The sequence below is a fragment of the Chryseobacterium sp. sg2396 genome (assembly GCF_042610505.1).
In the GTDB taxonomy this organism is placed as follows: Bacteria; Bacteroidota; Bacteroidia; order Flavobacteriales; family Weeksellaceae; genus Chryseobacterium.
Window position 1 is genome coordinate 22822 of record NZ_JBHGAQ010000021.1, and the last position, 13937, is coordinate 36758.

Genomic DNA, 13937 nt, shown 5'->3' on the forward strand with positions numbered 1-13937 from the left:
TTTAATTATCTTAATATTTAAACGATACAAACCCTCAACCTGAAGTGTAAGAATTTCCAGCTAGGAAAATCAATCATAATTCTCGGCAAAATCCGATTTAGCACCTCATATCCCAAATGGATCAAAGCCCACAGCACTTGTTATATTGAAATTACTTTAGCCAAAAGAATAAAATCAAATTCTTGTGTGGTTTGGCTCTATAATAAATAATACAAAATCCTTATTGATAGCACAATTACGCCTCACTGCTTATGACTGCAGTCATGATGCTTCCTGATGTTTTAATCCTAGCTTTATGAATATTAACATCAACACCTTATGCAAAATATTTTATGCTTCAGCCATTTGCGGTGGAATTTCATATTTCAGCGCCCTCAGCATGTACTTACCCGGTTTGCCAAAAACTATAACGTTTTTTATTTTGAAGAACCCCATACCGGACCCGATTCTTATGAGATTATAAAGCAGGACGGTATTTCGGTTGTGATAATCCATATCGAAAATCATCATGACGACTACAAAGGAAGAATGACCCGGATTATGGACAGGTTTTTAAAAGATCAGCATATACAGGATTACCTCTGCTGGTATTATACCCCGATGGCACTGGAGTACACCGCTCATCTTACCCCAAAAGTTACCGTTTACGATTCGATGGATGAGCTGTCGGCTTTCCGTTTTGCCCCGCCGCAGCTGCTGGAATTAGAGGAAGAACTCTTCAAAAAGGCGGATGTTGTTTTTACCGGCGGCCATACCCTGTACCAGGCTAAAAAAGACCGTCATCATAACATTCATCCGTTTCCCAGCAGCATAGATAAAGAGCATTTTCGGCAAGCAAGGAGAAAAACAACCGACAGCTCCGATCAGCAGCATATTCCCCACCCGAGATTTGGATTTTTCGGAGTCATTGATGAAAGATTTGACATTGAGTTACTGAAAGAAGTTTCCGCTCGGAAACCCGACTGGCATTTCGTGATCATCGGACCGGTGGTAAAAATTGATCCGGCGGAACTTCCGAAGGCCGAAAATATCCATTATTTAGGTCCTAAAAAATACGATGATCTTCCCCAGTACATCAGTCATTGGGATATTGCCCTGGTTTTATTTGCCATCAATGAATCTACGGAATTCATCAGCCCGACCAAAACGCCAGAATATCTTGCGGCAGGAATCCCTGTGATTTCCACACCTATTAAAGATGTAGTACGGCCTTACGGTGAAGAAAACCTTGTATACATCGCCAACAATGCCGATACGTTTATCGCTTTCGGAGAAGAAGAACTCCGAAAAGATTCCCGTAAAGAATGGCTGATGAAAGTAGACGAGTTCCTGGCCGATGATTCCTGGGACAATACTTTCCGGAAAATGAGCCTTTTAATTGACACCATTAAAACTAACAATGGAATTTATGTATGATTATCTGATTACCGGCTGCGGATTTGCAGGATCCGTACTCGCCGAACGCCTTGCCAGCCAGGGAAAAAAAGTTCTTATCGTCGATAAACGCAGTCATATCGGCGGAAATGCGTATGATTACTATAATGAAGACGGAATATTGGTTCACCAGTACGGTCCGCATATTTTCCATACGAATTCCGAAGAAGTATTCCGTTATCTCTCACGATTTACCGACTGGAGGCCGTACGAGCACCGGGTACTGGGAAGCGTAGACGGCCAGCTGGTACCGATTCCTATCAACCTGACAACCATCAACAAGCTATACGGTAAAAACCTGACTTCCGATGAGGTTGTAGATTTCCTTGCCTCCAAAGCGGAAGCCCGGAAACCGGTACTCACTTCCGAAGATGTAGTTATCAATGTCGTTGGAAAAGAATTATACGAAAAGTTCTTCCGTGGCTATACCCGGAAACAATGGGACCTCGACCCTTCAGAGCTGGATGCCTCGGTAACGGCACGGGTACCGACACGTACCAACAGCGACGACCTGTATTTTACGGATACGTTTCAGGCCATGCCCAAAAACGGCTATACGGAAATGTTCAGAAAAATGCTTTCCCATCCGAATATCCATATCATGCTGAATACCAATTTCCGGGATGTGGTGAATCTTATTCCACATAAAAAACTGATTTATACCGGACCGATCGACGGGTATTTCGATTTCAGGTTCGGGAAGCTGCCCTACCGCTCCATCGATTTCAAATTTGAGACTTTGGATCAGGATAAGTACCAGGCCACAGGAACGGTAAATTACCCGACGTCCAATCTGTATACGAGAATTACCGAATTCAAACACCTTACGGGACAGGTTCACCACAAGACAACTGTTGTTTATGAATATCCTACCGGTGAAGGCGATCCTTACTACCCCATTCCGAGAAAAGAAAACCAGGAGATCTACAATCGGTACAAAAAGCTGGCGGATGAAATGCCTGATGTCTATTTTACCGGCCGTCTGGGTACTTACAAATACTACAATATGGACCAGGTGGTTGCCCAGTCATTGGCATTATTCCGTAAAATATTAAAAGAAAGCGAACATGAAGTACAGATTCAGGCCGTCTGATGAAAACCCTTTCCGGTCGTTTCTGATGGCCGGTTTTGAATGTGCCGATCACCAGAACGCTTTCGGGCAAAGGATCGACCTGACCGAATTAACCGGCCACGACCGGTTGATCGGCGAAGATTATGAAAATCTCCGTGAAATCGGAATAGCTACCGTACGGGAAGGCATCCGGTGGAGTTTTGTGGAAAAAAGGCCTTTTGAGTACGACTGGAGCCAGGTGGAAGACATTATTATCCATGCACAGACGCATCATATCCAGGTGGTCTGGGATATCTGCCATTTCGGGTTTCCGGATGACCTTACTCCGCTGCATCCTATGTTTGCCCGGCGTTTTGCCCATCTCTGCTGTGCTTTTGTAAAAAAATACCGGAGCATGGTTACTGATGGCGAACTTATCGTTACCCCGATCAATGAAGTAAGCTTTCTTTCGTGGCTTGGCGGGGAGGTAAAGGGAACCAGTCCGTACAGCGTACGGCAGGGTTGGGAAGTAAAATATATGTTGATGAAAGCGTATATCGAAGGAATAGAAATGATGAAGGAAACCGATCCCTCGGTACAGATTATGCCGACAGAACCGCTCATCCATATTTCAGCTTCGGATCCTTCTGACCCGGCATTACTGCTTGAAGCCCATCAAAGACATCTGGAACAGTTTCAGGTTTTGGATATACTCACCGGAAAAATATGTCCCGAACTTCGTGGAAAACCGGAATACCTGGATTTCATTGGGGTTAATTTTTATTTCAACAACCCATGGACGATCCATGAACATCGGTTTATTTCCTGGGATGCTGATCCGCCAAATCCATTATGGAAAAATTTAAGCATTCTGGTCAGTGAAGTCTATCTTCTTTATGGAAGGCCAATCGTGATTTCGGAGACCAGCATTCCGGAACACAAACGGTATAGCTGGCTGAAAATGATCAGCAGAGAATGCCTGTCGATCATCAGAAATGGAATTCCATTGTACGGTTGCTGTATCTATCCGATCATCGACCGTTCCGACTGGGATTTTCCTGACATCTGGCACCACAGTGGGTTATGGGATATTCCCGACCCTGACAGCCTGCAAAGGGAAATTCACTATGAAAGCCTATTGGCACTGAATGAATTCCGCCAGGAACTGTCGGATCTGGGATTACAGGAAGAAGTTCCCGTGACGACGGATGTGCTGATATAATCTGATTAAAAAACCGGATGAGAGAAGCTGGAAGCTGATGTTTTTTTACGTCAACATGATGGCCGGTTATTTTGAATGGTAAATGACGAACTTTTAAAGCTTTTTAAACACGAATATATGTTAACATTAAGAAGTTAAGGTATAATCTTTCTAAGCTTGGTAAACTGAATTTTACTGTATCGAATCTAAAGATTTCTTATTATTAAAACTAAGAATAAACTCCGTTGAATCGGATGAAGCACATTAAAAGAGGTCTTTTAAAATATTAAGTAAGATCTAATTATTTACAGGATGATTTAATTTAACCTGAAATTGTCAGGTTTGGGCTGAACCCAAATTTAATTAAAAACAGTAACGTCGGGCTAAAGCCCGACGTTACTATAAATGGGTATCTTATTTTTAAATACCGGCAATTTAAAATCCTGAAATCGGATTATTTATCGGTAATTTCAGATGTTGCCGCATTACTTTGCCTTGTTTCTGAATTTTCCAGAAATTCACGGATGCTTTCTTCCGGAAAAAGTGCCAGAACTTTATTCACATCAATAATTTTATGCTCTTTAATGATGCTTTTTATGGATTTTGCCGCATCCGGCTGAGTGATTAATCTATCCAGAAGTCCATAGGTATTAACCATCTTTTTGTGCGTATTTTCTTCATCCCCTCCGAACCATGAACCGTTGAAATGATGACTTACATAATTCTTGGGAAGGTCCTGTGAAAAATAAACAGACGGATACAGGGTTACGTCATGCTTCAGTTTCTGGATCGTGTCGCTGTTACGGTCTGCCCCGTATTCTTTTTCCAGCATTTCTGAAAAAATATCGGTATTGATGCGTTCTTCAAATCCATTCTGTTGGTCGTAATAGGCGACAAAATCTGCCGCAAGTTTATGTTTCGGCTCAGCCATCCAGAATGCGGAATACGGAACACCCTTTACTTCAAAACCACAAACTGCTTTTTCGGTAAGAAATTCACCCAGTGGCATCTTCAGCTCCATATCGGTATCCATATAAATTCCGCCATGTTCGTACATCACTTTAGACCGTACGTAGTCGGATACGAACGCCCATTTTTTTTGGGCAAACGCTTCTTTCACATAATTATTGTCTTCCAGCGGAGCATTGCTTTCATTCCATTCCACAAGCTCAAAATCAGGGTGGATTTTTTTCCATGAAGCGATGCAATGTTCAGCCAGTTCGTGTTTTGCATGGCCTCCGAACCAGCAATAGTGTATTTTCTTTGGGATCATATTTTATTTTTTAAGTGATTTCGGTATGATACGGTCGTTGCCGCTCTTTGGTATTTGCAATAATCAAACCTTAGTGTAGCATTACAGAACATTTAGATACCATAAATTATTAATTATGAAAATATTTCGCAGAAATCAGTCATTTTAGGGAAAATATAAAGAAGATTAATCAGCCTGATTTTCAATTTTAAATACATTTCATCTCCCTGATTTTTATCGAATATTCTCTTGGTGACTTATGATTTCCCTATTAAATAAAGTAAATGTATTCATTATGGTACGTTTATTTCTTTTACGCTTGATACGATACAGCCATTTATTTTATAAGATTATGGAACAGCAAACCGATTCCCGGTATCAGCCGGAAAAGTATGTAGAAATTACCTTACCCGAATGGGCGAAAAATGCAACGGTTTATGAACTGAACATTCGGCAATTTTCGGAAGAAGGTACTTTTAAAGCCATCGAAAGAGACCTCGTGAGACTGAAAAAAATGGGAATCGATCTGATATGGCTGATGCCGGTAAATCCTATCGGAAAACTCCACCGCAAAGGAACCCTGGGCAGTTATTATTCCGTAAAAGACTACTTCGGCATCAATCCTGAATTCGGTACTGAAGAAGATTTCAGAAGCCTCATCAATGCCATTCATCAGGAAGGAATGTACGTCATTATAGACTGGGTAGCCAACCACACCAGCTGGGACAATGATATGGTGACCGATCATCCCGAATGGTACCGAAAGTCGAGAAAAAACACTTTCCAATCGACCCGATGGAGGGATTATGACGATATTATAGAGTTGGATTACAGCCACCCTGAATTACGGAAATATATGACGGAAGCCCTGAAATTCTGGATTCGCGAATATGACATTGACGGTTATCGTTGCGATATTGCCAGCTTTGTGCCGATTGATTTCTGGGAAAATGTGCGGCAAGAGCTTGATGCCATTAAGCCTGTGTTTATGCTGGCAGAAGCCGAAGACCGCGAACTCCACCGCAAAGCCTTTGATGCCACCTACAACTGGACGCTATGGAATATCCTCCACCAGCTTGCTTTAAATGAAAGAAGCGTAAAAATCCTTACAGAAGCTTATCTTGCGGAGCATGTATCCATCTTTCCGAAAGAAGGGATCCGCCTGAATTTTCTCGATAATCATGATAAAAATTCCTGGGAAGGCAATCAGTATGGCAATTTCAGGGAAGCTTTGCACGCGGCTACGGTGTTTACAGTGATGATGGACGGAATGCCTTTGGTATACAGCGGTCAGGAAGCCGGACTGGACCGTTCGCTGCAATTTTTTGAAAAAGATCCCATCGACTGGAAGCCTCATGAAAACGAAGCACTTTACACGACGCTTTTCAGCCTGAAGCACAAGAACAAAGCCCTCTGGAACGGAAAATATGGCGGGGAAATGGTAAGAATCGTGAACGACAGGATGGACCAGATAATTTCATTTGTGCGGGAAATGGACGGCGATAAAGTACTGGCCTTTATGAATCTCAGCAATAAACCTGTTACCGCACAGTTTGATACTTCTTTCGACACAGGCAGGTACGTGAATCTTTTCACAGAAGAAGAGAAGAATGTTCCCGATACCCTGGTGCTCTCAATGAATCCGTGGGAATATATGATCCTTCATCATGAACAGGCAGCAAATTGTACTGACTCATAAAATACATTGAGCTTTAAAAGCTGAACTAAGATTAACCATTAACCTCACTTTTTATGAATACTTTTACTCAAAATATTTTAAAAGGCATTGCCGTAGGATTAATTGCTTCTTTTATTAAATCACTTGCAGAACCGCCTTTGCAGAAGCTGGGAGAAAAGATGTTTCCACCGGAACCTTATAAGCTGAGCCTTCGCGGCGCTGATGTTACCGGCCATCCGCAGAATATGCCGCCTGCGGTCCTGGCCAGACAAATCTATTATGATACGACCCGGAAGGAGCTTTCAGAAGAAGATACATTAATGGTTATGAACATTATTCATTATGCGCTGGGGACTGTAATCGGAGTAACTTATGTGGTACTCGCCAACAGAAACCGACGTTTCCAAACGGGTGAAGGTATTGCTGCCGGAGTAGCCGTCTGGGCATTCACCCATGGCTCCACTGTTCCGATGCTAGGCCTTCAGGCAAAGGTAAATGAAATGCCTGCTTCGTGGTGGGTATGGGAGTTCGGATCGCATGTTGTTTTCGGGATGGCAATGGAACAAAGCAGAAAAGTACTGAATGCTGTTTTTTAGATCTATTTGCTTATACGCTGGAAACCCGCAGAGCTGTTATGGCATTATTCCTTATAATGGTGAGTATGTTGCTGTTAATGAACCATCTCTAATCCCATGAAGCTCAGGATCCTGTAATAGAAAAATGTATGCTATTAATAATGCTTTACTTAATCCCTGATCAATCTAAATAATATTTATTTATCCCTGAAAAATTGCTTAAATTTTAATACTTTTGAGTAGAAATCCATAAATAATGAAGAATTACTTTTCCAAGCCCTCCTTGATTCCCGATAATGAGGAAGAAAGGATCGAAAGACTGAATCAATACTGTATAGTTGACACGGCCAGTGAAAGAACGTTTGACAATGTTGCTTCCATTGCTGCAGAACTTTTTGATACACCGGGTGCTTTCGTGAGTTTTGTGGATACCGATAAGGTTTTTTTCAAAGCCAACCTGAGTAATCTTCCCATCAACAAAGTGCTTCGTGAAGACAGCCTCTGCTCTATTGCGATACACGAAAATGAATTATGCATTATTAATGACACCCATCTTTATGATGACCTGAAGCAAAAGCCTTTTGTAGCATGTGAAGGGGGTATACGGTTCTACGCGGGTGCCCCGATAAAAACAGAAGACGGCTATAACATCGGAACCGTTTGCGTTATTGACAGCAAGCCCAGGCACGACGTTTCGGAATTTCAATATTCCGTACTAAAAAAACTGGCAGGCGTAGTTCTGGATAAGCTGGAGTCCATGAAAGCTAAGCGAAAGATCGCTAAGATAGCAGATGACAGGCTTCATCACATGGTCCATAATGTCCTTAATCCGCTGACTTCCATTGGACTTTCTGCACAGCAAATACAAAGAAAGACTGAAGAAGGAAATCTGATCCACAGGCTTGCCCATACTATTGTGGAAAATACGAGATCTACAGAACAGATGCTGAGCAAAATGCTTAGCGATGCCGCTTCGGAAGAACAATATATCGAACTGGAGATTACCTCTATCAACCCTAAAGAGATTATCGATGAAGTATGTGCCAGCCTGGGACAGATCCTCAGCAACAAGCGACAACAAATAAAACTGGATATTTCCACGGATACCGGCATCAAAGCCGATCGCCAGCGTCTTATCGATATTCTGACGAATTACCTGAGCAATGCCTCAAAATATTCCCCTTTCGGCTCAGAGATCTGTGTCTCTTGTAAGGAGCATGATGATTCGATCATTTTCAGCGTGAATGATAAGGGCCAGGGTATTCTCCGTTCCGAGATCGATCTCCTGTTTACTAAATTTTCAAACCTTTCTTCCGTACCTACGGCCAACGAACGATCACATGGATTCGGACTGTATTCGGTGAAGATCCTCGCCGATATGCACAACGGCAAGGTCTGGGCGGAAAGTGAAGGTCGTGGAAAAGGAAGTACTTTTTTCCTGCAGCTGCCGAAATGATTTTACAAATCCAATGGTAGCCCTTTTTTCGTTTATTTCGTCAACAGGATGTCCGGAACAATCATGATTTTTCATATCGGTACTCTTGCTTTCATTTGAAGTAAGCTAAATAGATTTATATAAAAACCTCTGACGATTTTCAGGAATTATTATTAATGTGAACCCAAAGCAGAAACCAGGTGAAAGGCTGGAAGAAGGAACCGGATGCCTGAAGTTTCTTCAGTGAATGCATATTAAGGGTCTTCCTATCAAATGATCCTGTTTGCATTTTGTTTTTTGTGTATTTGGTTACTATAGATCATGCCATATTCAAATTAAAAAATCACATACCAGTATTACAACCTGTATTATGGCATTTTCATTCAAGTCAATGAATTGGATAGAATTCCAACTATTCACCAATACCAATCGTTCTTCCGGTTCCGGAGAAGAGCTGCAGCTGAAATCGACGGTATTTTTATGTTTCTTCAATATAAAATATCCGTTCTCTGCATTATTTCAAAATCCACATAAGGTTGTTTATAAAGCAGCTCAAAAGGTAATCTGCCTCTGGGGATGGTTCTGCCGCGAATGACATACCCGGCTTCTTTCTTGGTTATGAATGTATCAGCTGCAGACACTCCGGGATATTCGGTGGCAAAGTGTGCATTTTCATTCTTGAGGTACATCTGTATGCCATTAAAGTTTTTATCGGTAATATACAGCCGTAATGTGCTGTTGATGGTGGTTACGAATTTAAAATCAAATGCCCGGTCCAGTTCTATGATGAGATGGGGCCAGTTTTTGATAATATGTGACTGTATAACGATGCCGTAAGATTCGGTTTCGAAATTAAATGCTTTTTTGACCGTCTCATTCTGCAAAATATACTTTTTAAAAATATCCGTTTTCAGCTTCGGCCCGGCGCTGAAAATACCGTAAAGAAAGGCCAGCAGCCAGGAATTGTCGATTTTAAAGTATTTGCAGCTTTCTTCGGTGCTAAGATCCGAGTGGGGAAATAAGTAATACAGCGGAAAATTTTCAAATTTCAGAAAGCCCGTCGTATAATCGGCCAACACTTCAGGAAGCTGGCAGGCCGAATCATCGGTGGAAAGCTTTACCAGATGGGTTGTCCTGTTCTGCTCCTCGATTAGCTGCTGTAAGGATAAGTCGTATTTCCACTTTTTCAGCTCCTGCAGAACCTTATTGTCTTTCATGACCATCAGCCGGCCGAGCTGCCATGCCGATGCATACGTCATGTCATACATTTTGGTGTCTTCATTAAACAGGATCAGGTGGTCTGCATGATCCGGCAGGTAACGGTTTTCAGAGATGCCGTTAAACATTTCAAGATCAAAAGTATACTTTCTGTTCACAAAAGGGCCCTGGTACCAGGAAATCATTTTGCCTCCTCCCTTCAGCTGGTGTTCCAGCGGTACTTTTGCAATATTGAGCAGGCGGTTGGCCGCTTCATGGCTGGTTATGGTATGGGTTATAAAGGCCTGTATTTTCAGCTCATGCAGGAGTCCTTTCAGTGTTTTCCCATTATACTCCAGATATTCCAGAATATGGTTATTGTGCTGTTCAAGCTTCTCCTGGTCTTCCTCTAACTTATGTGCTAAATCATTTTCTTTTTCAGTATTGCCCGTAACATTATCCGTCAGTTCCGCCTTAAACCTGTTAAAACGAACCTTCTTTTTATCCAGGAATTTTCTGTTTTCTTCCATCAGCCTTTGCAGGGTACGGTACGACGGATTTTCTAGATTGCTGCTGATGATATTTTTAAGCCCTTCATAATCCGATATTTCAGAATCTTTTATCCCGGAAAAATCCTTGAAGTTTGGGTGATTTTTCATTTTTTTCAGATCGATCTGATATAATTCCGTCCCGATGGATTCAAAAGACCATTCATGCAGGACGACACAGCAGGATGTTTTGGCTGCGGTTCTGAAAATCGTTCCGGAATGTTTTTCGATGTTGGCATAATAACAGACAAAAATGCGGTACCTCGTGTCCGGCTCAACCATACGGTGGGCCATCACGATACTTGTTTCCTCCGGTAAATTCAGGGCTGCTATTTCCTTGTGCTTCTGAATTCGGACGTGTGCCAAAGAACCTGTAAGCTCCGGTGGGGGCGTAATGTATGATCCCTCCTCAAACTTCAGGAGGGTAATCGTTTTCCGTTCCGATTCCAGGGAGCCTGTCAGAAAATCCGTGTTGCTTTCTGAAAGTTCAGCCTTATTCTGCTCAAATTCCTCTTCTTTGATCAGCACCAAAAACAGGTAAGGCAGTTTCTCCCCGTTATAATGGCATTCGTATTCCCATGGAAGCGTACTTCTCCTGAACTGGATGTGGGGAAATACGCCGGCATAATTTCCTTTTCCTTCATGAATGGGGTAAACGGCCAGGACTTCATTTTGGGGGATCTGATGGTTGTATCCGGCGACATGAAATTCGGTGATCTGAGGATTCCCTTTTTCAAGTTCATTATCCAGGCGGGCAGTTACCGTATATTTTCCGGCCTGTACGGCAGGGATATGTGAAGGTCCGATCCCGATGTCATTCGGTTCATTTTGCATAAGATGTCGTTTTATAGGTGCCCAAAATCGTTTTGTAACGGTAGGTTTCCAGATCATTTTCCAGATCAGATACATCGAATTCATGGTCATCCATAAGATTGAGTTCTTTAAGGATATGTTCCGGTCCGAAATGGTCGTTGTTTACTTTTTCTACGGCAAAACCATGGAAACCGTCTTCATAATTTTTAACGGCCGTATCGTATAAGGACGCAGGTACGGACTGTACCGGAACAACCGTTTTCGGAAATTCCAGCCGGATCCCTTTGCAGATATCCTTCAATAGATTATCACCGGATAAAGCTTCTTCGTCTGAAATATGGTTTTTATCATTCCACACAGATCGGGCTACCGACTGTATGATCAGTTCGTTTACCAAATCGATTTTTGTTTTATCAAGCATCACTTCCAGATACAGCGTGTTTTGAAGTGCAGGGGAACCGGAATAGACAGGATAGATGGTCTTGCTGATAAGTTGCGTTTCTGTTCCCTCAATGGCCGTGATCGGAATTTTACTGTAAATATCGAGGACGAAATCTTTTGGATTCACCACGGTTCTTTGCGGCCCGTTTTCAGGTCCGGCCTTTTTAATGATCCCTTTTGAGATGCTGCAGGTTAAAATTTTATCCGCATCATCCAGATAGGCTTTTACGAAATCGGGTCTTTGCAGTTCCGGCTTTTTCCTGTGTTTTTCGCCGAAAGAGGTTTCCAGTTCGTAGCCTGCTATTTTAATCATGGCTTTTCCGCCGAAATCGGGCCCTGCTACAAGCAACGTGGCCATGATGTTCTGCCTGTAGCTAATGCTGAGCCAGCCGATCCCGACCCTTAAATCAATAAAAACGCGGCAGGCAATTTCCGCTTCGTAATAGAACGGATTCCAGCTGATGATAAAATCGGCCTGGAACTGTATGGCGATATTTGCATAGAGCAGGCTTCCTTCATAGGTATAAACGATACCGGCTTCTATCCCGGCCATGATACAGCCCGTGGTAAGCGCATAATAAATTTTGCCGTAAATATTTACGGGCCCCAGGTTCAGATCAAATCCAAGCCTCGGAATATCGCTGGGATAATGCTGTGGCGGTTTGAATTTGGGATGATAGCCGCCAACGGATAAAACAAAATCTCCGGCAGCCTCCCCTTTCAGCCACATTCCGAAAGCAAAACCGCCGGTAAGCTTCAGCTGGGGAAGCAGCACGTAGGATTTCTCAGTAAGCTGTCCCCTGGCGATAAAAATACCGTCTTCAATATCCGCTCTCAGAGAAAATGCAAATTCGATGTTGTAGACCCCTTCAAGAGCAGATACCGACAGCCCCAGCAGATTAACGGAAGTCTTATTGCCAAAGGCTACCGCCAGAATTCCCGTAGTGACAATAATTTTATAAGTGTCGAATTTTATCCCGGCAACAATAACATAGCTGTTATCCTCCGGCGGAATATACCGGTTAAGATCCGCAAATATTTTCCGGACGCTGTCCCCTTCTTTTAGTCCCCCGTTCCTGACAATTTTCACTAAGGGGAATTCGGCCACTTCGGAAATATTGGGCATCACGAAATTTCTGTTCAGTCCAAAACCCAGCGCCAGCCCGAGAATATTGAAAGAAGGATCTATGGGAATCGGCACCCCCAGATATCCGAAAGCAAACATGGACGAATAGGCAGGCGTTTTTATATAGGAACCGATGGCCACGATTTCAATCTTTCCCATTTTGAAGGTCACCAGCCCGTTGTAGGTTTCCGTTTTTTCCGAAGTTCCGGCCGCCGTGGTGGCTTCCGTAATTTCTCTCATAAAAGCACCCGATACGGATAACGAAGGGGTATGATAGGCCAAAGAAAGCCCTTTTAATGTAAACTGTATTTTTGCAAGAGAACCCGGAAAGCTGAATCCGTTTAAAATCTGAAACGGAATAATAATGCCCATGCCGATAACCTCAAAAGAAAACGGGCCAATGCTGAGCTCTGCCGAAATAGTCAGCTGAATACTTTTCCCGGCGATTTTCGGAGCTATTTCCATAATTTTTACCGGAGATCTTTTCACGGGTCCGGTTGTATCTGAAGCAACCGGGACTTTTTCTTCTTTACCCGAAGCAGGAACCGCCGGCAGTTTTCCCGTATTTTTGGAGGGAAAGACAATAATCTGCTTTTCCTGACCGGAATAATATTCGAGTCCTACATTAAAATCGCGCTCGATTTTAATCTGCTGATCTATGATCCAGACCTTATTTTTAAATTGCTTTTTTAAGAAAAATTCCGATGTTTTGGAAAGGCCGGTTTCTTTTTGCGAGAAATACACCAGATCCAGCTTTGAGATCCCGTAGTCTTTCAGGTATTCCCCTACCAGCGGCAGACCGGAAAATCCGATAGCTCCATTAAGGGAAAGGCTCAGAAGATTGAATTTTCCGGACAGCAGAATAAGGAGGTTAAAATAAGGGTAAGCCAGTTCTATCCTGCTGGCAGAAAGATGATCGGCGGTTTTTTTATCTTCCAGTTTGTAGATTCCGAAGTCCGCTTCTTCAGGGATAAAAGGATCGATAATTTCTGCAAAATCCCGGTGATCGTCAAGAATGGATTTCAGCCTGTTCTTCGCTCCGGGTAGGCGGTTTTTAAGGTGCATTTCTGAAAATGCACCATTGCTTTCAAAAGCACCCTGCAGATTGAGTTCGAAATCCTTAATTCCGACCTGCAGTTCCAGCTGAATGATTTTATTTTTATCCATATATCCAAACAGTATCAAA

At 42.7% G+C, this 13937-nt stretch carries 9 protein-coding genes; 6 read left to right on the forward strand and 3 right to left on the reverse strand.

Annotated elements, in window-relative coordinates; genetic code table 11:
* Positions 1 to 318 precede the first annotated feature (318 nt).
* Genes ACED20_RS18435 through ACED20_RS18445 form a run of 3 tightly spaced genes read left to right on the forward strand, consistent with a single transcriptional unit; the run spans position 319 to position 3707 of the window.
* Entirely contained in the window at positions 319 to 1416 is a 1098-nt protein-coding gene (locus ACED20_RS18435) for a glycosyltransferase family 1 protein (RefSeq protein WP_345766121.1), read from the forward strand.
* Positions 1400 to 2527 (forward strand): UDP-galactopyranose mutase, encoded by a 1128-nt coding sequence (glf, locus tag ACED20_RS18440; protein ID WP_294322738.1) that lies wholly within the window; start codon positions 1400 to 1402, stop codon positions 2525 to 2527. Before ACED20_RS18435 ends, glf begins: the two co-directional genes overlap by 17 nt.
* Positions 2502 to 3707: a hypothetical protein gene (locus tag ACED20_RS18445; RefSeq protein WP_378106227.1), complete on the forward strand. Its 1206-nt coding sequence runs from the start codon at positions 2502 to 2504 to the stop codon at positions 3705 to 3707. Before glf ends, ACED20_RS18445 begins: the two co-directional genes overlap by 26 nt.
* A 433-nt stretch (positions 3708 to 4140) precedes the next feature.
* Here ACED20_RS18445 and ACED20_RS18450 read toward each other — a convergent pair whose 3' ends face one another.
* A complete protein-coding gene (locus ACED20_RS18450) occupies positions 4141 to 4959 on the reverse strand; it encodes a glycosyltransferase family 32 protein (protein WP_378106229.1) in 819 nt (272 codons plus the stop codon).
* Positions 4960 to 5290: 331 nt separating this feature from the next.
* On the opposite strand from ACED20_RS18450, the gene ACED20_RS18455 reads away from it, so the two are divergent.
* From ACED20_RS18455 to ACED20_RS18465, 3 genes are all read left to right on the forward strand, one after another.
* Entirely contained in the window at positions 5291 to 6637 is a 1347-nt protein-coding gene (locus ACED20_RS18455) for an alpha-amylase family glycosyl hydrolase (protein ID WP_345766126.1), read from the forward strand.
* A 53-nt stretch (positions 6638 to 6690) separates the two neighbouring features.
* On the forward strand, positions 6691 to 7212 hold the full coding sequence (locus ACED20_RS18460) for a DUF1440 domain-containing protein (RefSeq protein ID WP_294241098.1): 522 nt from the start codon (positions 6691 to 6693) through the stop codon (positions 7210 to 7212).
* Between the two features lie 235 nt (positions 7213 to 7447).
* A complete protein-coding gene (locus ACED20_RS18465) occupies positions 7448 to 8647 on the forward strand; it encodes a GAF domain-containing sensor histidine kinase (protein WP_294220653.1) in 1200 nt (399 codons plus the stop codon).
* A gap of 467 nt (positions 8648 to 9114) precedes the next feature.
* Here the strand turns inward: ACED20_RS18465 and ACED20_RS18470 are convergent, their stop codons facing one another.
* Entirely contained in the window at positions 9115 to 11205 is a 2091-nt protein-coding gene (locus tag ACED20_RS18470; RefSeq protein ID WP_378106232.1) for a hypothetical protein, read from the reverse strand.
* Positions 11195 to 13918: a DUF6603 domain-containing protein gene (locus ACED20_RS18475; protein WP_378106234.1), complete on the reverse strand. Its 2724-nt coding sequence runs from the start codon at positions 13916 to 13918 to the stop codon at positions 11195 to 11197. The genes ACED20_RS18470 and ACED20_RS18475 overlap by 11 nt, the downstream gene beginning before the upstream one ends.
* Positions 13919 to 13937: the final 19 nt, after the last annotated feature.